Origin of the sequence: Roseobacter sp. N2S (assembly GCF_031454055.1) — a bacterium.
Classification (GTDB): Bacteria; Pseudomonadota; Alphaproteobacteria; order Rhodobacterales; family Rhodobacteraceae; genus Amylibacter.
Window position 1 is genome coordinate 155,554 of the sequence record NZ_JAVDQB010000006.1, and the last position, 19,408, is coordinate 174,961.

The following is a 19,408-nucleotide window of genomic DNA, read 5'->3' on the forward strand; positions in this document are numbered from 1 at the left end:
AGTGTAGTCCTCCCTTTAGGTTTTCGTCTTAAAATTTCACCCCGCTGTGGAACTCCTCAATTCAAGCAACAGGGTTTGGTCGTAGATTACGTCGTCCGGTTTCGAGTACTCCATTTGTCGATGGCAACTGCGACGATGATCACTAGGCCGATCATGACTTCTTGGGTGAATGGCGATACGCCCATCAGGACCAGACCATTGCGCAGAACACCGATGATCAGCACACCGAGAACCGTACCCAATACAGTACCGACCCCGCCGGATAACGAAGCACCGCCCACAACAACCGCAGCGATCACATCCAATTCCAGCCCCAAACCGGTTCGCCCCGCCTGCCCCGAAGGCAGAAAGGCCATAGACAGTATACCCGCCAGTGCAGCCAGAACGCCCATGATAACGAAGGTCCAGATCTTTACACTTTCGGCGTGAATGCCAGAAACCCGCGCCGCCTTGGCGCTACCGCCGACAGCAAAGACACGAAAGCCGAACGCGGTGCCCGACAAAACGATCCACCCCAGCAGCGCCACAATAGCGAAAAACACAAGCTGCATCGGGATCGCTCCGAACAGATAGCCCTGGCCCATGAATTCAAACCGGTCCAGAACCTGTTCCAAAGCGCCGTTTCGGGTGTTTACCGTAACCGGTTGCCCGTCCGTCATAAGCAGCGCTACGCCACGCACAATCGACAACATTCCCAACGTTGCAATCAACGAGGGCAAGCGACCGTAAGTTGACAGCAATCCGTTGATCAAACCGATACTGGCCCCCAGCAACAGCCCCGCCGTCAGCGCGGGAAGAAGCCCCCACCCCATGACAATCAACATTCCGCTTCCAAGACCAGACAACGCATAGGTCGACCCGACAGACAGGTCGATTTCGCCTGAAATCAGAACAAAAGTCATACCCACGGCCATGATACCTAACAAAGATACCTGCCGTCCGACGTTCAAAAGGTTAAGCGGACTCAAAAAGCTGTTCGTTGCAAAGGCTAAAAACAGGCACATTACAACAAGGGCCAGAAAAACCCCCAGCTCCTTGCGGGCAGTGACACGAGACCACAACGAGGGGCGGGAAAACTCCCGCCGCCTCATGGTTTCGGTTCCGACAACCTGTCCGCTCATTCCGCAGCCACTTTGGCCGTCATAAAGCTGCCAGCGGGCACAGTTTCCAGCTTTTGAAAATGACCGTAGTCACGGTTCTTTACAAAGGGCGCGTTGTGCACAGCATTATACGAACAGATATAACCCCACCTGTAGGTATCGCTATTGTTTGCGTCTGAACGGTGCAACAGGTTGCAATGAAAGATCAACGCATCGCCTGGTTCCATCTCAACATAAACGTGCTCGAAACGCTCGATAGCAGCATCCAGATAAGGTTTGTCGACATTGGTTTGCCCGTCTTCGCGGATGTGTTCGATACGCCCCGCAATGTGGCTGCCCTTAAGAACCTGCAAGCACCCGTTTTCCTTGTTTGCAGGATCAAGGGATACATAGATTGACAGCATTTCCGGGCTTAGACAGCCGTTGTTATACCAATAACCATAGTCCTGATGCCATTCCCAAGCACCCCCTTCACGCGGTTGCTTCATTGTCATCTTGTGACTGTAAAGATAAATTTCTTCACCGATGAGCGCTTCGGAGATACGCACCATACGTTCATCGCGCGCAAGCATACCGTATTTGTCATCGCCAGCCGTGTTCCAAAGCTTCAACAAGGTGGCATTGCCCGCCTTGTCGCCCTTTTTCATGACACTGTCACCTTTACTTTCTTCTTCAAGCTGACGACGCGAGCTTTCACGAAAGTCTGTGACTTCTTCCGGTTTCAAAAAACCTTTGCGAATGAAATAGCCGTCAGCCTCATACGCACGCATTTCTTCCTTGGTGGGGACCAGCATGTATTCCTCCTCGATTTCCCGCGACTGACGTAGCGCGCCAGCCTCCTCTTATGGCAATCTGTCATAGAATACGTTGCTTTCTCAATGTACATACCAAGCAGCAGCATGTATAAAACACGCATGCCATCTCTTCGCTCATCTTCGGTTGTCCGCATTTCCCAGCACTACACGCCGGGGCCGAAAGCCAGTGTCGGCCTTGCTTCAATCCTGCGTGCAGGTTGGGTCGAAGCCTCCCCCCGCCGTGGTATCCGGCGCGACACCTGCCCAGGAGATGACGTGCTTTACTGCCTGTCAGGGCGCGGCCAAGTGGAAACTGCTGGCAAAACCTATAGCGTTAAGGCCGGTCAGTTGATCTGGATTGACGGGAGCCAACCACATGGGCACCTTTCAGATGGCGAAGATCCTTGGTCGGTCATGTGGTTTCGGTTGGCGTGCCGCGATGCTACAGGATTTCGCAGCAGGGCAATGGGCGAAGGCCAATTACGAATTGAAGTCAGCCAAGCTTCGGATTTGATCGGCTGGTTTCAACACGTGTTCGACATCATGGCTTCACGGGAAATCGACACTGACCTGCATTTGCATTCGGCTGTCGCACGGTTCTTGCAGTTGATCAGTTCCGAAAACGCCCCAACCGGAGGCTCAAGCCTTCCACCTTCCTTGCTTAGGCTGACGGAAGCGATTCGCGCCGCGCCGCATCTTCCTTGGTCCGAGCAAGAAATGGTTCAGTCTGCCCAAATATCTGCATCGCAGATTCGCAGACTTTTCCAGCAACATATGGCTTCCACTCCCCGAAATTTCTTGCGCCAAGAAAGGATCACAATGGCACAGTCAATCATGTTGGAAAGCACAGCTCCGTTGTACGAAATTGCACAGACATGTGGTTTTTTCGATGCCTATCATCTAAGCCGCGACTTTCGACGTTTCGTGGGGCGTTCACCAAAAGAATGGCGCGAGATGGAGATCGGTGTCTGAAACAGACCGCGCCGTTATTTTTGGCAAAGTCGGAAAAAGGCCCACACTAAAACAGTGCCTTCAGGTTTTTTGACCGATTTCGACCCAAGGCTTATTCAGCGTTCACTTCTTGCGCTTCCACTATGCCCATCAAAAGCCACAAACCCGACCGATAGGACCGGGACGTCAGCTATTTCTTGGCTGATCCTTATCGAGGCCTTTGTCCTATCGTTGAAGCCTTCTTCTGGTTTAATGCCCGACACCTTTTTTATCTTAATTATCTTTTTTGTTAGAGAATGAGCGCACTACAAGAGAATGCTGCCTAAAATTCAACAGAACGGATTTTTTACAACGATACGCGATTACGAACGATAAGTTTGGTTGCTCTAACCTCAATAGCCATAAATGTTCATTGTTCGAGCAGTGAACCCCACTTGAACGTTCATGTCATTTTTACGAACATCTTTTTGAGCCACCGCTTACCAACATTAAGGGGTGCCGTTACAGCTTACATCGAAAGATTGTACCGCCAAATGTGTCGGCTGAACGAGTCCACTTCGGGCTGGAACCCTCCATCGGCACTATCTGTTGCAAGCACAGTTCCCGTCGCCTCACCGCTCTGACAACCGCGCCAGTGCATCGGCTACATCTGCCGTTTCTATCGCCAAGCCGTCCCGTTCCAGCCGGATCTGATGGGCGAGGTTTAGTACATCGCCGTGGGTTTTGCCCTGTGGTGGATCAAATTTATAGCTGGCCAGTTCCACCAGAAGCCCCAGTGGGTCGCGGAAATAGAGGCTGTCCATGAAGCCGCGGTCCTTAATCCCGCTGGATCCGAACTCTTGGTCTTTCAACCGGTCTTCTGCCAGACGGATGGTGGCTTGGGACACCCAAAACGCGATGTGGTGCAGCGATCCGGGTTGCTGGGCCAGCCTTTGGGTTGGGGGCTGACGGCCTTCCTCGGTGAACACGGTCAGGGTGCGCCCGTCGCCTGTATCAAAATACAGGTGATTGATTTCGGGCGCATCCAGATTGGGTTGTTCAAAGATCAGCGGCATCCCCAAAACGCCCTGCCAGAAATCAACCGAGGTCTGGCGGTCTGCGCCGTTCAGCGTGATGTGGTGAATGCCTTGGACTTGTACGGGTGTCATGGGTGCCTCCTTTTGCTGTCTTGAACATAGGCCCAAGACAGCAGTTTGTCACCGCGCGGCACCGCACTTCAGTGTTCGTTCAGGCCGAACGACCGTCCACAATACCCTGCATCGCACTCAGAAACTGCGAGACCTCTTGTTCGGTATTATAGTGGCACATGGACACGCGCACGCAACTGTCCAGGCCCAGCGGGGTCAGCACATTGCCCGAATAGTGATCTGCCTTGCGCAAATGGGTGCGGATGTTTTGTGCGTTCAGTGCGGTTACAACATCTGCGCCGGACATGCCTTCAACGGTCAAAGACACCAGACCTTCGCGCAAGGGATTGTCCACCCCACCGATGATGCCGATCCCGTCCAGTTCAACCAGACCTTTCTGATTGCCGACGCCGTGCAACATGGCATCTGTAAGGTCTTTTTCATGGGAATGTATGGCCGCACCCGCAGCCTCTATTCGTTCGCGGCGATCTGTGCTGTCGCAAACCTGCGCGCCCAGCCAGTCAAAATAATCCACCACATCTGAAAACGTGGCATAGGCGCCTGTGTCGCGCGTGCCAAATTCCCAATTGTCCGTCGGGCCATTAATCAGCATGTCGTGGTTCATATTTCCCAAACGATCAGACACCCAAGCTACCCCGTAGCCGTGGCGCGAGAATACTTTGTAAGGGGAAACCGCATAGCCATCCACATCATAACCCGCAATATCCAGCCGCCCGTGGGCCGCATGTTGGATGCCGTCAACGATGATCAAACAGTCAGGCGCTGTGGCGCGGATCACTTCGACGATGCCTTTTACATCCACCGCCATCCCTGTCACGGGCGAGGTGTGCAGGATTGTTGCCACAACCGTATCTGGCGTCACATGGGGGGCATAATCATCCGCGCTGACCGACCCTGTTTCGTCGTTATGGGGCACGGAGACATAGTCTTTGCCCGCAATACCAGCCCAGCGGATCGCAGCGGAACGGCTGGCAGGGTGTTCCAGCGTGCTGCCCAGAACCTTGCCCGCGCCGCTTTCGACAACGGCCGTGCGGATCATGCGGAACAGCAGTTCGGTGCCGCTTTCCCCCACAAAGAACTGGCCGCTTGGCGCGTTGAAAAACACCGCCATGTCGTCTTTGGCCTTGGCGATCACCCGCATCAATTCTGCGCTGGCCACGTTGTCACGGCCCTGATTGTCCGGAATCGAGGCATAAAACGTCGATGTTTCAACCGCCGATTTCAAGGTCAGCGCCCCGCCTGCGTTTTCAAAGAACACCCGTGGTCCCTGGAACGGACAGGTGTCCACATGGGCGAAATGCCCGCGAATATCGTCGATCAAACCGTCTTTAGTAAACATAGCTGCGCCTCTGGTTGGGTTGGCTATTTCAAACCCGATCAGAGCCGCAAGCGCAAGTCCATTCAGCGGGTTATTGCCCGTTGAAATAGGCGGGTAACCACAGGGCAATCTGCGGGAAGCTGAAAATCAGGATCAGTCCCAGCAACTGGATACACATGAACTGCATCATCCCGAAATAGATGTCCTTCAGATCCCATTCCGGCACCACCCCTTTCAGGAAATAGGCCGACAGGGCCACGGGCGGCGACAGCCAGGCGGTTTGCAGGTTCACCGCCACCAGAATGGCAAACCAGGTCAGGTTGATTTCCAACGCTTCAAGAGTGGGAACCAGAATGGGCACGATAATCAACACAATTGGCACCCATTCCAGCGGCCAGCCCAGCAGAAAGATCAGCGCCATAATGATGATCAGGATCATCGAAGGCGCCAGTTCCCACGCCAGCAACAGCTCGGTCAGCATGGTGGGTGTGCCAAGACGGCTGAACACAGCGCCGAAAAAGTTGGATGCCGCCACAAGGAACATGATCAGCACGGTGATTTCCAGCGTCTTGATCAAAGCATCGTAGAAACTGGCCAGTGTCAGCTTGTTATAGGCCAAAGACAGCAGCAGCGCGCCGAATGCACCACAGGCCGCAGCCTCGGCAGGGGTGGCCCATCCCGCAAGGATCGAGCCAAGAGCAAAGGCGATCAGCGTGGTGGGCGGCACCAGCCCCATAAAGAATTCATACCATAGATCAGAATAATAAAACCCGCCCGGCCGCACCCTGCGCGCCCATGTGTAAACGCCCCACATCAGCCCGACCCAAGCCAGTGGCACGATCAACCCTGCCAGCGGAAACAGCCCCGCAAGGCTGCCGTTGATCCCCAGCGTGATCAGCCAGATCATCACCACCAGTGATGCAAAAACCGATGTAAATTCCATCGCGTAATAGGGCGAGGTTTCGGGCTGTTCATCCACTGGCAGGATCGGGCCAAGGTCAGGATTGATCCAGCAGCGGATCAGCGCATAGAGCATATAAAGCACCGCCAGCATGATGCCCGGAATTATGGCAGCCTGAAACAGCTCGGTCACGGGGACCTCTAGCACAGGGCCCATCACCACCAACATGATGGACGGCGGGATCAGGATGCCAAGCGTGCCGCCAGCGGTGATCGTGCCAGCCGCCAGCCGCACATCATAGCCCGATTTATTCATGGTGCGCTCTGCCATAATGCCAAGGATCGTAACCGAAGCCCCCACAATCCCTGTCGCTGCCGCAAAGATCATCGACACAAACAGCACCGCCACAAAAAGCGCCCCGCGCGTGCGTGAAAACATCAACTGGATCGCGGTGAACAGGCGTTCCATCAGGCCGGCTTTTTCCATCAGGATGCCCATGAACACAAACAGCGGCACCGCCACCAGTTGTTCATCCATCATGGTGGAATTGAACTGGAAGGTCTGCAAATAAAACGCCATCTTGGCCTTGAACCCCCAAGCGCCAAAGACAAAGGCCAGAAAGATCAGGGTGAAGGATATGGGAAAGCCCACAAAGATCGAAAACAGCATCACCGCGATCATAATCAGACCGATCGCTTCTTGGGATACGCCGCCCAAACCGACGCCGCCAACAAGCCCGCGCCACCAATCCCCAAGCGGTATGGCATTGGGATAAACCGTTGCGGCGAATACCACAGCCAGCCCGATGATATAGACCGGCAGAACGCGCAAAAACAGGCGACGGCGGGGGGCGGTCATTTCGTACAGCGTCTTTAATAGCTCTGAAATACCTTGCAATAACAGCAACAGGGCACACAGCGGCATGGCGGTACGCGCAGGGGCCAAAGGCGCCATCATTGCCGTGTCCATAGACCGTTCCCACGTCACCCACGCCTTGGCGGTATATTCATAAGACACCCATAGGAAAAAGATCATCGCAGGGAAGTAAAACGCCAGATACAGCAGCCCGTCCACCGTCATTTGGGTTTCCTTTGACCAGTTGCGATAGATGAAATCCGCACGAATATGCACGCCGCGCATCAGGGCATAGCCCGCCCCCAGCATGAACATGGCCCCCGCGAACATGCGGCTGTATTCAAAAGAATAATCGGTGGGCGCCAGAAACAGTTTACGGCTGACCACTTCGATCACCATCACCGCGATGATCGGGATCACCAGCAGGCAGGCAAACCGCCCGACCCACAGGTTTAACACATCAATGCCAGCCACAATCGGGCGCATCCACGGGGTCATATCGTCAGGCGTTTGCCCTGGAATGAAATCATTCCGTTCCGCGATCAATTCATCGGTGATTTCCAGTTTACCCGGAATTACTTCGTCGGCCATTCGGCTGTCCCCCGTGGTTATGTGAAAACACCCGCTCTTAGGGGTGCTTGCACATAATCAAAGCGAGACTTCAAATCGAGGCGCGGGGGTCCGCGCCTCGAAGGGGTTATTTCACCTGATCGGCAAAGGCTTTGCCCAGCGCCGCATTGGACGCCTGTGATCCTGCCCAATAGGGCACGGCAATGGCGGCGAAATCCTTTTGGGACTGCCAGACTTTGGCAAAGAATTCATTCTCAGCCGCGTTTTTTTCAAGCGAGGCTTTGGCCGCATTCATATAGGCTGGAAAGTAATCCGCAGGGGTGTCATGCAGGATTACCCCGTGGTTTTCCGTCAAATCTTTCAACGCTTTACCGTTTTCATAAATCCGATAAGACATGGATTTTGACAGGGACGCATTTGCCGCCACTTCAATCGCTTTTTGCTGCAAAGGGGTCAGGCCGTCGTAGACATCTTTGTTCAGATACAGATCGGCATTCACCACCACTTGGTGCAGGCCTTGCAGATAGTAATGTTTCAGCACCTTTTGAAACCCAAAGACCGAATCCGGCTTGGGGCAGCACCATTCCGCGGCATCAATTGTGCCTTTTTCCAACGCGGGCAGAATATCCCCGCCCCCCATGGCGACTGAGGCGACACCAATATCCTTATAGGTTTGACCCGGAATACCCGGAGGTGTCCGGAAGCGGTATTTGCGGAAATCATCCATGGATTCGATGGGTTCCTTGAACCAGCCCAAAGCCTCGGGGCCGACGGGTTGCAGCATGAAGCCTTTCACGTTCATGCCCATTTCATCCCAAAGCTGGTCATAAAGTTCCTTGCCGCCGCCAAACTGGAACCACGACAAGAAGGCGATATTGTCGATGCCAACGCCAGCCCCTGCTACGGGGGAACCGAACAGCATGGCGGCAGGGTGTTTGCCAGACCAGTAGTGGGTCCAGGCAAAGCCGCCATCAATCAACCCCGCATCCACTGCGTCCAGTGTTTCGGCAACGCCCACAACAGACCCCGCAGGCATGATTTCAAAACGCACCTCGCCGTTGGTCAGCGCGGTCACATCATCAGCAAAATCTTGCAGCATCACCACTTCGTCAGCTTTTGCAGAAATAACCGTCTGCACGCGGATCACTGTTTCGGCAAATGCCGAAGACGCAAATAAAGAGGCACCGACGAAAGTGGCGGCAGCCCCCTTGGTAAAGGTTTTTAAATTGAACATAAAATGTCCTCCCAAAGTTTAGCCTTCTCGTCTTGGCACCGAACCGCGAAGGCAGTTGATCCGGCTTTTGCCCAACAGATGTGATCCTGCGACCCTCCCTCATCTGTTGGACAGATTCCTTGTGACGGGGCTAATGCCCCTTGCTTAAACTCCACCCGTCAATCAGGCCGAGCATAGGCCCCAGCCCTGTGCTGGCGTCAAAAAATCCACGATACATCATTTCTGCGGCCACATAGACCAGCACGATCAGGCCCAGCCATGAAATCCACGGGAATTTCGTCAGCAGATGCATGATCAGCGTGGCAGCAAAGGCCATCAGAACGATCGCCAACCCCAAACCAAAGACCAGCATCTCGGTGTTGCCATCCGCAATGGCCGCAACCGCCAGCACATTGTCCAGCGACATGGACACATCCGCGATGGTGATGGAAATCAGCGCAGCAAACAGCGTGCGACGGGGCGCGCCCGTATAACCCGCATCAGGGTTGTTGGCATCCAGCAGCGATTGCTCTGCCTGTGCGTCCATCCCCTCGCGGATTTCCTGATACAGTCGCCAGCAGACCCAGAACAACAGCAGGGAACCGACAAAAAGGATCCCCGGAATGCCCAGCAATTTAGTGGCCGCCACCGCAAAGACGATCCGCAAAACCGCAGCAATAATCATGCCATAAAGGATCGCTTTTTTGCGCAACTCGGGTGCCAGACCCGCCGCTGCCATCCCGATAATCAGCGCGTTATCACCGGACAGAATTAAATCTGCGATGATAATCTTGCCGAAATCCAAAACCATATCCATCATGTGCCTGCATCCTCTAAAACCATTGCCGCGACCTTTTCCCCGATCATTATGCACGGGGCGTTTGTGTTGCCGCTTGTGATGACGGGCATGATGGAAGCATCCGCCACACGCAACCCCAACACGCCATGAACCCGCAGGCGCGGATCAACAACTGCCAGTGGATCACGGCCCATTTTACAAGTGCCGGTGGGATGATAAATGGTCACCGCCGTGTCGCGCGCCCAGTTTAGCGTGGCATCGTAATCGTCAAAGGCAACACCCGCGCCGGGGGCATGTTCTTCTGTAATATAACCTGCCAGCGGGTCGGTTCTGGCGATTTGGCGGGCGATCTGGATACCTTTGACCAACGTGCGCTGATCGGTGTCTGTAGCCAGATAATTGGGGTGTATTTCAGGGTGGTCACGGTAATCTGCACTGGCCAGTTTCAAATGCCCCGTGCTTTCAGGGCGCATTTGCAGAACCGAGGCGGTAAAACCGGAAAACCGATGCGGCCCGTCTGCGGGTTTATCCGCGCTCCACGGTTGAATGTGGAACTGGATGTCAGGGGTCGCGAGCCGTTCATCGGATTTTATAAACCCCGTTCCAAGACTGGCCGCCATGGTCATCGGGCCTGTCTGGGACAGAAGATATTGCAGCCCGATCAGCCCCTGTTTGAACAGGCTGTTGATTTCCACATTGATGGTGCCAAGTGTTGTTTTGAACACGGGTCGCGCTTGCAGATGGTCTTGCAGGTTCTGACCGACACCGGGCAGATGTTTCACTATTTGAATGCCTTTTGTGGCCAGATCCTCGGCCGCGCCAATACCAGACAGCATTAGGATTTGCGGAGACCCGATGGCCCCCGCGCATAAGATCACCTCGCGCCGTGCGGTAAAGGTTTTGGGGGTGCCGTTCTGGTTCACCACCGCGCCAGTGGCCCGCCCGTCTGTTATCACAATCCGTTCGGTCTGGGCATGGGTGAACACGCTTAGGTTTTTACGCCCCCGCGCGGGTTTCAAATAGGCTTTGGCCGCAGAACAGCGCCGCCCGCCATCAAGTGTCAGCTGGAAATACCCGACCCCTTCTTGATCGCCGCTATTATAATCGGGGTTGTGTTTATACCCCGCAGCCACCGCCGCAGTAATCCAGTGATCCACCACATCCCGCTTTAACCGCGTCGGGGACACCGACAAAGGCCCATCAGCGCCACGGTTTTCAGACTGGGCCGTCCCCTTCCAGGTTTCCGCCTTTTTAAAATAGGGCAGTACATCGTCCCAGCCCCAGCCTTCGTTTCCCAACTGACGCCAGCCGTCAAAATCTTCGGCCTGACCACGCACATAAAGCAAACCGTTGATGGACGAAGACCCGCCCAACACTTTGCCCCGTGGCCATGGAATATCGCGCCCGTTCAGGCCCGGGTCCGCCTGCGTGCGATACATCCAGTCCAGTTCGGGATTGCCCATGGTCTTGAAGTATCCGACCGGCACGTGAATCCACGGATTGCTGTCTTTGCCCCCTGCCTCGATCAGCGCAACCGTGTAGCGCCCGCTTTCGGACACCCGCGCAGCCGTGGCACAGCCAGCAGAACCAGCGCCAATGACAAGGTAATCAAACTCCAAAACCACCTCTTTTGATTAAAAATGAGACTTATAGTCTTGTTTTTAGTATAAAGTGAGGTAAACAGAGAATCAGCGCGATTGCAAAGGAAAAACATGGCATCCGAGGACCGTATTCCAACCAACCTACGCACGCTTCTGATCCTAGAGGTTCTGGCCCGCGCCGATCAGCCCCTGACGCCAACACAAATCAACGACTCTCTTGGCCTACCCAAACAAACCGTCCACCGCCTGTGCACCACCCTTGAAGAAGAAGGCTTCCTGACCCGCAGCGAAGACGGCAAACGGATGAAACCCGCGCGACGCCTGCTGGATATGGGTGCGGGATTGCTGCAATCGGGGCGGGATTTTTACAGCCGCCACCAAGTGCTGGAACAGATCGCCCGCGCGGTGAAAGAGGCGGTGAATTATGTGGTGCCCCAAGAAAGCGGCATGCATTATCTGGATCGCGTGGATACCGATTGGCCGTTTCGCATCCAACTGCCTGTGGGATCAAACGTTCCGTTTCACTGCACCGCCAGTGGCAAAACCTATATGGCTTCGCTGCCCCCTGCGGCACGGCGGGCTTTTGTGGCCGCACTTGATTTGCAGCCGTTGACGGAGAAAACCCATGTGTCGCCCAACACTTTGCTCGACGAACTGGCCGAAATCCGCAAACGGGGCTATGCCATCGACAACGAAGAATTTATGGATGGCATGGTCGCTTTGGCCGTTCCTGTCACAGATCCGCAAGGGCGGTATGTGGCGTCACTGGCCTTTCACGGCCCCGCGCCGCGTTTGACGGTGGAACAGGCTATTTCCCAGAAAGACACCTTACAGGACGGGGCGCTTAAGCTGCAGGGCATCCTGTTTTCTTAGGCCGTTACGGGCATGACCATGTGATAGTGCAGCCCGACGCCATAGCGTTCATTTAACAAGGGCACACGGGATTCAATCTGGATGTCCAAGCCGATCCGCCGGTAAAACCCGACGGCGTCATTATCCGCATTCACATCCAGACACAGCCGTTTGCACCCTGCCGCGCGGGCATTTTCCAAAGCGATCCCGATCAGGCGCCGCCCAAGGCCCGTGCCCTGACTGCGCGGTGCAATGGACAAGTCCAGCACATAGAAATCACCTGCCTGCGGGGGTGGAAACAGCCGCTCTATCAGGGCGGATCGTGCTTCCCAGTCCTGCCAGTCCTTGCGGGCGATCTGGTCGCGGCGCAGGTGCCATGTGGCTTCAAAGCGGGCCTCCATCTGATCGACAGGATACCCTGTCATCAATCCCGCCACCCCTGTGTCATCCCTAGCCAGCAGCATGGTATCATGGGAATTAGCCGCACCTTTCGACGCCCATTCCTGACGCAAAATTGCATCGAAAGGGGGCAGAGCGCCGAACTCGCAAGCCAGTAATGCGGGATCTTCGGCCCAGATTAATTCTGCAATTTCGGGGGTGTATTGATCTGCTGTGCCTGTGGTGATGATCATACTAGGCCCAACGGATCAACCCGATAATCGCCGAAGCCGCGTAGAAAAACTGCAAGGCAAAGAACGCCCAGCGCTTGTCCATAAAGCCCCAGGCCGCGAATAACAGGGCGGAAACAAGCAACAGGGAGAACCCCAAAATCTCGTTTCCTGTGTTGGATGCGATCAGCAGCGCATAGACCATGGCCAGCACCGATCCGCCTACTTCAAATACTGTAATCCACCGTTGTTTGGTCATGCTGCTGCCTATTGCCTGTACTGTCAGGCCAATTCATTAACGAGGCTTACAGCAATGGGCAACGACAGCCTGTCAATTGGGGCGCAGAACCAGTTTTGGCGCAGCCACCTGCCCGGCTAATATCTGCGCAAAGGCGGCAGCGCCTTGCGTCAACGGGCGCTGTTCAATCCAGTCCAGCGGCCCGAACACCCCGTCAAAAATCCCCTGCGCTGTATCGCGGAAATCTTGGGCGGTATAGGTGTAGGTGCCGATGAACGTGATTTCCTGCAAGGTCAGGCGACGGGTGTCCAGACCTGCATCTGAATCGCCCAAGCCCACATGTACAATCACCCCGCCCGACCGCGCCAGCGCACTGGCCGCACGGCGGGTGTGGCTGATGCCAACGCAATCTATGATCAGGTCAAACGCACCTGAAACCTGCTCTGGATCGCAGACAGAAAACGCCCCAAGTGCGTTCAGAATCCCGTGGCGCAGGGTGTTCGGCTCTGCGATGGTCACATCCCGCGCGCCCATAGCCAACAGGCTAAGCGCCGATCCAACCCCGATCGCGCCGCCGCCTTGCACCAGACAGCGGGCCTGATCGAGCGGGCCAAAAAGCGCCTGCGCCCCCAGACGCACGGCGTGCCAGCAAACCGCCAAAGGTTCCGCCAAAGCCGCATGTTCGATGGCCACGTGATCGGGTACAGCAACCAGATTGCGGGTCGGCATCACCAACTGTTGTGCGAAAGCGCCCTGACGGGGCGGCATGGAAATAATCTGGCGGGATTGGCAAATATTCTCGCGACCCTCGCGGCAAAAATCGCAATGGCCGCAGGTGACAAGCGGATTAACCGTCACCCGCTGGCCCTTCATCGGCCCGTCCTGCACCAGACCCGCCGCCTCATGCCCAAGGATCAGCGGCGCGGGGCGGCGGTCATCGTGGCCGAGATAGGCGTGCATGTCCGAGCCGCAAATCCCCACCGCATCCACGCGGATCAAATTGTCATCACCTGATGCCTGCAAGTCGTCACAGGTCTGAATTTTCAGCGTTTTTGGCCCCGTGTAAACCAGCGCTTGCATGGTTTACCCTTCAACCGACAGATCGAAATTCTCAGTCGGGTAGTATTTGTGCAGCCGCACATCGGCGGCGCGGGCGTGGCCTTCCATGCCTTCCAGTCGGGAAATTCGCGCTGTGGCCTCTGCCACCCGTTTGGCCCCGTCGCGGGTGGCCCGCTGCCATGTGACGATCTTCATATATTTATGTACCGACAACCCGCCCGTATAGCGTGCAGCCCCTGATGTGGGCAGCACGTGGTTGGTGCCTGACGCCTTATCCCCGTAGGATACTGTGGTTTCTTCGCCCAGAAACAACGAGCCATAACATTGCAGGCGGTCCAGCCACCATTCCAGATCAGCAGCCTGCACCGTCAGGTGTTCTGGGGCGTAATCATCGGACGTTGCGGCCATCTCTTCACGGTCGGCGCAAACGATCACTTCGGCATAATCGCGCCACGCGGCGGTGGCGTTTTCGCGGTTCAACTCGGGCAGATCGGCGATCAGTTCCGGCACCCGCGCCATCACGGTTTCAGCCAATGCCCTGTCGTCTGTCACCAGCCAAACGGGGGAATTATAGCCGTGTTCTGCCTGACTGACCAAATCCACCGCAACGATTTCTGCGTCCGCTGACCCGTCGGCCAGAATCAAACTGTCGGTCGGCCCTGCGATCATGTCGATGCCCACCCGTCCGAACAGGATGCGCTTGGCCTCGGCCACAAACTGGTTGCCAGGGCCTACGATAATATCCGCCTTGGGCAACCCGAACAGCCCGAACGTCATTGACGCCACGCCCTGCACCCCGCCCATAGACAGGATCTGATCCGCGCCACACAAATGGGCCGCATAGATAATCGCGGGTGAAACACCGTCCGCACCTTGGGGCGGCGAACAGGCGGTGATGTTTTGCACGCCTGCAACCTTAGCGGTGGTGACGGTCATCATCGCGCTGGCGATGTGGGAATAGCGCCCCCCCGGCACGTAACACCCCGCCGCGCGCACTGGGATGGTACGCTGACCCTCAATCAATCCGGGGCGAACCTCCAGCTCGAAATCCTGCATGGATGCCTTTTGCGCCTCGGCGAATTTGCGAATGTTTTCATGGGCAAAGGCGATGTCGTCTTTAAGTTTTTGCGGCACTTTTTCGACGGCTGCTGCAATCATTGCTGCATCCAGCAACAGCGGACCGTCATAGCGATCAAACTTTTGCGCATAAGATTGCGCCGCAGCTTCGCCGCCCTCTTCGATATCGTTCAGAATCCCCAAAACCGTATCATGCACCGCCGCACTGTCCGTTTTCGCAGTTTTCTCGGCCTGTTTCAGGTATACACGCGCCATTTCGGGGGTCCTTGCTCTTTGTTGCTGCTCCATCAGTGCCGATGCGGCGCAGGTCATACAAGCAGCCATCAGAAGTTTAGGTAAATACGAAACTGGCTTTTGCGTTTTGGTGCTGATTTCCTTTGCCTGTCAACTCGCCTACAGGCTTGCTAAGCGGGTCGCGCCCTTCTAAAATCCATTCAACAAACAACGGAGATTTCATGTCCTGCTAAGGTGCGAGAGTATCCACAGCTTGCGCGCTGTCACACGGGGGATCACCCTCAAAACAGATCATGAAAGACATCTAATGACACGGGAACCCCCTGAAATTCCTTTAAATCCTACCGCTGAATCTACTGGCGATCATTCTGACGAAACCACGCTTGAAATGCTTGGCTGGCAGAATTTCTTTGCCCAACAAACCGACATGGATGAAATGGCTGAAACACCCCCCGTGCGGGTGATTGAAGTGCATCGCAACGGCCTGCGGGTGCGCGGCGAGACCATAGACGCGCTGATCCCCCCGGGGATAGAGGCAACGGTGGGCGATTGGCTGTTGTTTGACACGGTTCTGCCCACCGCCAGCGCGGTTCTGGATCGCAAAAGCCTGGTGAAACGGCGGGCTGCGGGGCATGATCGTTCGGCCCAGTTGATTGCGGCCAATCTGGATACGGCGTTTATCGTCACATCGTGCAATCAGGATTTCAACGTGGCGCGGCTGGAACGCTATATCGCGCTGACGCTGGAAGCGGGCGTTGATCCGGTGCTGGTGTTGACCAAACTGGACCTGTGTGACACGCCTGAAACTTATGTTGAAGCCGCCAAAGCCATTTCCGATCTGGTGCCTGTTGTGGTGCTGGATGCGCGCGGCGGCGAGCCTGCCGAAAAACTGGCGCAATGGTGCAAAACGGGCCGCACCGTGGCCTTTCTGGGATCATCGGGCGTGGGCAAATCCACCCTGACCAATGCCCTGTCCGAGACATTGGCCATCGCAACCAAAGCCATCCGCGAGGATGATGCAAAGGGCCGACACACCACCACAAAACGCCATCTGCATTTCATGCCGAACGGGTGCGCGGTGCTGGACACACCCGGCATGCGCGAACTGCAACTGACCGAGGCCGCATCCGGCGTGGCGGATTTATTTGCGGATATTCACGACCTGACCACACAGTGTAAATTCCGCGATTGCAAACATGAAACCGAACCCGGATGCGCCATTCGTGCCGCGTTAGAGCGGGGCGAATTAGATGTGCCACGGCTGGAACGCTGGCGCAAATTGCACGCCGAAGACCAGTTCAACACTGCCGCTTTGGCCCAGCACAAAGCATCGGACAAAGCCTTGGCCAAGGTGATCCGTCAGGCGAAAAAGCTGAAAAAGCAGCGCAAGTAACACAGGGCTGCAAGCCTTTGGCGCGGCTTTAGGGGGATGGCTTAAACCCCATAGTCCAACGCCCAATGCCGCAATAAAACCTGCTGCATGTTTTTAGACCGCCTGCGCCATGCAGCGCCGCCCTCGGGACGTTCGCGATTGGCCCGCGTGATTTTCGCCCGCTTGCCCATATCCGCCGTGAAAATCGCGAAGGTCAGTTTTTTGCCGTTGGGTGCATCAATATATCCTGCCAACGCACTGGCGAAGTTCAACGTGCCCGTCTTGGCCACAACGCTCACCCCGTCAATCGGCGCAGCGCGGCCTTTGGAATTCACCAGTTTGATCTCTTTTAACGCAGGACGCAGCGGGCCATTCCATCCAGACCGCGCCAGAATTTGCACCATCTGGCTGGCGCTGACCCGAGAGTCGTCCCCCAGCCCTGAATGATCCACAAATTTTATCCCGTTGACCCCGTAGGCTTTTTCCACCCAATTGGTCATTTCCCGCGCTGATCCTGCCAGATTGCGCACGGATGCCCCGCGGTGGCGGGTGGTGGTCAGGCCTGTCACTTCGGCTGTTAGGTTGGTTGAATATTTCAGCATGGATTTGACTTGTGAATACAGGCTGGCGCTGACCTCTTGGGCCACAAGCGTGCCGTTTGACAGGCCATCCGTTGATGTAGCGCTTGGCAGCCGCACACCCTTTTTCGCCGCCAGATCCCGAAACACTTCGCCCACATAGGCATCAATTTCACGCACTGGCAACCAACGCCCGCCGCCCTTGCCGAGCGCTCCACGCATCACGGTCCATTGTTCGTTTTTGGTGGATTTCTTATAGGTAAACAGCGGCGCTTTGCGATCCACAATCCCCACTTCGATACCGTGAATGGCAGGACGGAAGTGATTGGTGCGGGCATCCATCGTAGTGGCATAACCGTTCGCCGTGCGTTTCCATTCAAAATAGACGCGGTTGAAATTCAGGTTCAGCCCTGACACCGCAGGATTATACCCCACGTAGTCGGGCTGCTGGGGGTCAATGCTTTCTTGATAGGGCAGCGCGCCGCCATAAACCCGAAACCGCCCCGTGATCCCCGTGATACCGGCGCTGCGCAATTTGGCGGCCAGATTGGCCAGCCCGTCCGTATCCAGATGGGGATCGCCGCCCCCCGCAAGAACCAAATCACCTTGAACAACCCCGCCGGATACGGGGCCCGTGGCTATCAGGCTGGTGGCAAAATGATAATCCGAGCCCAGATGTTGCAACGCATATAGGGCCGTGACAGTTTTGGTCACGCTGGCAGGGGGCAAGGAATTATCCGCCGTATAGGATTCAAGTACCCGTCCACTGCTATCGGCCAAAAGGATGCTAACCTCCCCCGACAGGCCCGAACCTTCGACAATATCTTTCAGACTGACCTTTGGCACTGCCGCCTTGATCTTTTGCGCGCCTTGCAAGGGGCGCGCTTGCGGGCGGGGCGATGTAAGGGGGGCGCCTGCACTGGCGGGGACTGCAACAGAGGCCATCATCGCGGCCAAAAGGAAACGTCTGGTTAACATTGTGAAATCACGCTGAATAATGGCTGTTTGCAGCGAAGCTTAAATCTTTGGCGCGGTTGCCACAAGGTCAAGTCGTCAGCCTGTCGGCGTTGTGTCGCTGTCAGCTGCTTTGGGCAGGCGGCTGGACGGCCACGCCCCGCTGGCACGGATTTGCGTGCTGGACTGATCCACCATCGGTCCTGTCAACAAAGACCAACTGGGGGCCTGTCGAAAAGGCAAAGCCTCGGCGCGGCGAGCTTGCAGGCGGTATTTACTATACCGCCGCGCGGCGGGCGAACAGCCTGCGGCCAGTTGCTCCCCGGGGCGCCCTAAAACCCCGATAGGCAGGGTTTCCATGATCCAGTCCCAGTCTTTCCAGCGGTGGAAATCCGCCAGATTATCCGCGCCCATCAACCAGACAAACCGCACCCCTTTGTAGCGCGGCAGCAGCGCCTGCAAGGTGGCGGCGGTATAGCGCGTGCCCAAATGTGTCTCAATATCCGTGACCACCATACGGGGATCGCTGGCCAGCGCGCGGCAAGCCGCAAGACGGCGATCCATGGGCGCAGGCCCCCGTGTTTTCAGCGGATTTCCCGGGGACACCATCCACCAGACCCGATCCAGCCCGAAAGATTTCAACGCCCAGCGCGAAATATGCAAATGCCCCCCATGGGGCGGGTCAAACGACCCTCCAAGCAAGCCGATGCGCTGGCCTGCTGTGGCCAGCGGAAACTGCCCCTGTCCAATCACGCAGCAATTCCCTTGGTCTGATCGCCGCTATGGCATAACCCGCTTTTGACCATCCCTGTGGACAGGTTCGCACTGGGTTTTAGCCCGCGCCGCTCGGCCACGGTACAATGGCCGCGCAGACGGTCATCGGGCAGCAATTCGACCTCGCATTCGAAGTGACCTGCACGGCGCAGAAAGGTATTCATCAACGCCTTGGCTTCGCGCCCTTTTTCCGTGGTCGCATCAGGGCAAGTCAGGTTTTCCAACAACAATTCCGCCCCGTTGAACAATATCCTGTCTCCAGTGATCGCCTTGGTGTGCACCTTGTTCCAGATCGCTTGTTCAACCCGCCGCGCCCCGTCCGCCATAGCGCTAGCGCCTGCGCCAAGCACCAAAAGGGCCACGAAAAGCCGGATGATATTTTGCATAAGTATCTTCATTCCTTGCGTGGTTA

18 protein-coding genes are annotated in these 19,408 nt (G+C 56.1%); 3 read left to right on the top strand and 15 right to left on the bottom strand.

Annotation, left to right across the window (positions count from 1 at the left end):
- Positions 1-86: 86 nt before the first annotated feature.
- Both GGE09_RS15055 and GGE09_RS15060 read right to left on the bottom strand, forming a co-directional pair.
- The gene (locus GGE09_RS15055) at positions 87-1,121 is read right to left on the bottom strand and encodes an ABC transporter permease (RefSeq protein ID WP_309746976.1); all 1,035 of its coding nucleotides are present in this window, start codon (positions 1,119-1,121) and stop codon (positions 87-89) included.
- On the bottom strand, positions 1,118-1,894 hold the full coding sequence (locus GGE09_RS15060) for a phytanoyl-CoA dioxygenase family protein (protein ID WP_309746977.1): 777 nt from the start codon (positions 1,892-1,894) through the stop codon (positions 1,118-1,120). Before GGE09_RS15060 ends, GGE09_RS15055 begins: the two co-directional genes overlap by 4 nt.
- A 105-nt stretch (positions 1,895-1,999) precedes the next feature.
- Between GGE09_RS15060 and GGE09_RS15065 the strand changes: the two genes are divergently transcribed.
- The gene (locus GGE09_RS15065) at positions 2,000-2,866 is read left to right on the top strand and encodes an AraC family transcriptional regulator (RefSeq protein ID WP_309746978.1); all 867 of its coding nucleotides are present in this window, start codon (positions 2,000-2,002) and stop codon (positions 2,864-2,866) included.
- A gap of 590 nt (positions 2,867-3,456) precedes the next feature.
- On the opposite strand, the gene GGE09_RS15070 is transcribed toward GGE09_RS15065, so the two are convergent.
- From GGE09_RS15070 to GGE09_RS15095, 6 genes are all read right to left on the bottom strand, one after another.
- Entirely contained in the window at positions 3,457-3,993 is a 537-nt protein-coding gene (locus GGE09_RS15070; protein WP_309746979.1) for a VOC family protein, read from the bottom strand.
- 79 nt (positions 3,994-4,072) lie between these two features.
- Positions 4,073-5,332, bottom strand: coding sequence for an aminotransferase class V-fold PLP-dependent enzyme (locus GGE09_RS15075; protein ID WP_309746980.1), 1,260 nt, complete (start codon positions 5,330-5,332; stop codon positions 4,073-4,075).
- Positions 5,333-5,402: 70 nt separating this feature from the next.
- A complete protein-coding gene (locus GGE09_RS15080; protein WP_309746981.1) occupies positions 5,403-7,658 on the bottom strand; it encodes a TRAP transporter large permease subunit in 2,256 nt (751 codons plus the stop codon).
- Between the two features lie 106 nt (positions 7,659-7,764).
- On the bottom strand, positions 7,765-8,871 hold the full coding sequence (locus tag GGE09_RS15085; protein ID WP_309746982.1) for a TRAP transporter substrate-binding protein: 1,107 nt from the start codon (positions 8,869-8,871) through the stop codon (positions 7,765-7,767).
- A gap of 130 nt (positions 8,872-9,001) precedes the next feature.
- The gene (locus GGE09_RS15090) at positions 9,002-9,670 is read right to left on the bottom strand and encodes a TerC family protein (protein ID WP_309746983.1); all 669 of its coding nucleotides are present in this window, start codon (positions 9,668-9,670) and stop codon (positions 9,002-9,004) included.
- Entirely contained in the window at positions 9,667-11,268 is a 1,602-nt protein-coding gene (locus GGE09_RS15095; RefSeq protein WP_309746984.1) for an FAD-dependent oxidoreductase, read from the bottom strand. Before GGE09_RS15095 ends, GGE09_RS15090 begins: the two co-directional genes overlap by 4 nt.
- 93 nt (positions 11,269-11,361) lie before the next feature.
- Here GGE09_RS15095 and GGE09_RS15100 point away from each other — a divergent pair, with 93 nt between their 5' ends.
- Entirely contained in the window at positions 11,362-12,123 is a 762-nt protein-coding gene (locus GGE09_RS15100) for an IclR family transcriptional regulator (protein WP_309746985.1), read from the top strand.
- Here GGE09_RS15100 and GGE09_RS15105 read toward each other — a convergent pair.
- The 4 genes from GGE09_RS15105 to hisD all read right to left on the bottom strand — a co-directional run bounded on the left by GGE09_RS15105 (position 12,120) and on the right by hisD (position 15,339).
- Positions 12,120-12,734 (bottom strand): GNAT family N-acetyltransferase, encoded by a 615-nt coding sequence (locus tag GGE09_RS15105; RefSeq protein ID WP_309746986.1) that lies wholly within the window; start codon positions 12,732-12,734, stop codon positions 12,120-12,122. The genes GGE09_RS15100 and GGE09_RS15105 overlap by 4 nt on opposite strands.
- 1 nt (position 12,735) lies before the next feature.
- Entirely contained in the window at positions 12,736-12,969 is a 234-nt protein-coding gene (locus GGE09_RS15110; protein WP_309746987.1) for a hypothetical protein, read from the bottom strand.
- A gap of 72 nt (positions 12,970-13,041) precedes the next feature.
- A complete protein-coding gene (locus GGE09_RS15115) occupies positions 13,042-14,028 on the bottom strand; it encodes an alcohol dehydrogenase catalytic domain-containing protein (RefSeq protein ID WP_309746988.1) in 987 nt (328 codons plus the stop codon).
- 3 nt (positions 14,029-14,031) lie between these two features.
- Positions 14,032-15,339, bottom strand: a complete 1,308-nt coding sequence (gene hisD, locus GGE09_RS15120; RefSeq protein ID WP_309746989.1) for a histidinol dehydrogenase — start codon at positions 15,337-15,339, stop codon at positions 14,032-14,034.
- Between the two features lie 286 nt (positions 15,340-15,625).
- Between hisD and rsgA the strand changes: the two genes are divergently transcribed.
- Positions 15,626-16,711, top strand: coding sequence for a ribosome small subunit-dependent GTPase A (gene rsgA / locus GGE09_RS15125; protein ID WP_309746990.1), 1,086 nt, complete (start codon positions 15,626-15,628; stop codon positions 16,709-16,711).
- Between the two features lie 41 nt (positions 16,712-16,752).
- On the opposite strand, the gene dacB is transcribed toward rsgA, so the two are convergent.
- From dacB to GGE09_RS15140, 3 genes are all read right to left on the bottom strand, one after another.
- Positions 16,753-18,246, bottom strand: a complete 1,494-nt coding sequence (gene dacB, locus GGE09_RS15130) for a D-alanyl-D-alanine carboxypeptidase/D-alanyl-D-alanine-endopeptidase (protein WP_309746991.1) — start codon at positions 18,244-18,246, stop codon at positions 16,753-16,755.
- A gap of 75 nt (positions 18,247-18,321) precedes the next feature.
- Positions 18,322-18,972 (bottom strand): nicotinate-nucleotide adenylyltransferase, encoded by a 651-nt coding sequence (locus GGE09_RS15135; protein ID WP_309747109.1) that lies wholly within the window; start codon positions 18,970-18,972, stop codon positions 18,322-18,324.
- On the bottom strand, positions 18,972-19,382 hold the full coding sequence (locus tag GGE09_RS15140; RefSeq protein WP_309746992.1) for a hypothetical protein: 411 nt from the start codon (positions 19,380-19,382) through the stop codon (positions 18,972-18,974). The genes GGE09_RS15135 and GGE09_RS15140 overlap by 1 nt, the downstream gene beginning before the upstream one ends.
- Positions 19,383-19,408 lie beyond the last annotated feature (26 nt).

Bases quoted from the DNA above. Each gene is read 5' to 3' on its own strand.
- GGE09_RS15055 (WP_309746976.1), bottom strand. From the start codon at position 1,121: ATGAGCGGACAGGTTGTCGGAACCGAAACCATGAGGCGGCGGGAGTTT.
- GGE09_RS15060 (WP_309746977.1), bottom strand. From the start codon at position 1,894: ATGCTGGTCCCCACCAAGGAAGAAATGCGTGCGTATGAGGCTGACGGC.
- GGE09_RS15065 (WP_309746978.1), top strand. From the start codon at position 2,000: ATGTATAAAACACGCATGCCATCTCTTCGCTCATCTTCGGTTGTCCGC.
- GGE09_RS15070 (WP_309746979.1), bottom strand. From the start codon at position 3,993: ATGACACCCGTACAAGTCCAAGGCATTCACCACATCACGCTGAACGGC.
- GGE09_RS15075 (WP_309746980.1), bottom strand. From the start codon at position 5,332: ATGTTTACTAAAGACGGTTTGATCGACGATATTCGCGGGCATTTCGCC.
- GGE09_RS15080 (WP_309746981.1), bottom strand. From the start codon at position 7,658: ATGGCCGACGAAGTAATTCCGGGTAAACTGGAAATCACCGATGAATTG.
- GGE09_RS15085 (WP_309746982.1), bottom strand. From the start codon at position 8,871: ATGTTCAATTTAAAAACCTTTACCAAGGGGGCTGCCGCCACTTTCGTC.
- GGE09_RS15090 (WP_309746983.1), bottom strand. From the start codon at position 9,670: ATGATGGATATGGTTTTGGATTTCGGCAAGATTATCATCGCAGATTTA.
- GGE09_RS15100 (WP_309746985.1), top strand. From the start codon at position 11,362: ATGGCATCCGAGGACCGTATTCCAACCAACCTACGCACGCTTCTGATC.
- GGE09_RS15105 (WP_309746986.1), bottom strand. From the start codon at position 12,734: ATGATCATCACCACAGGCACAGCAGATCAATACACCCCCGAAATTGCA.
- GGE09_RS15110 (WP_309746987.1), bottom strand. From the start codon at position 12,969: ATGACCAAACAACGGTGGATTACAGTATTTGAAGTAGGCGGATCGGTG.
- GGE09_RS15115 (WP_309746988.1), bottom strand. From the start codon at position 14,028: ATGCAAGCGCTGGTTTACACGGGGCCAAAAACGCTGAAAATTCAGACC.
- hisD (WP_309746989.1), bottom strand. From the start codon at position 15,339: ATGGCGCGTGTATACCTGAAACAGGCCGAGAAAACTGCGAAAACGGAC.
- rsgA (WP_309746990.1), top strand. From the start codon at position 15,626: ATGACACGGGAACCCCCTGAAATTCCTTTAAATCCTACCGCTGAATCT.
- dacB (WP_309746991.1), bottom strand. From the start codon at position 18,246: ATGTTAACCAGACGTTTCCTTTTGGCCGCGATGATGGCCTCTGTTGCA.
- GGE09_RS15140 (WP_309746992.1), bottom strand. From the start codon at position 19,382: ATGCAAAATATCATCCGGCTTTTCGTGGCCCTTTTGGTGCTTGGCGCA.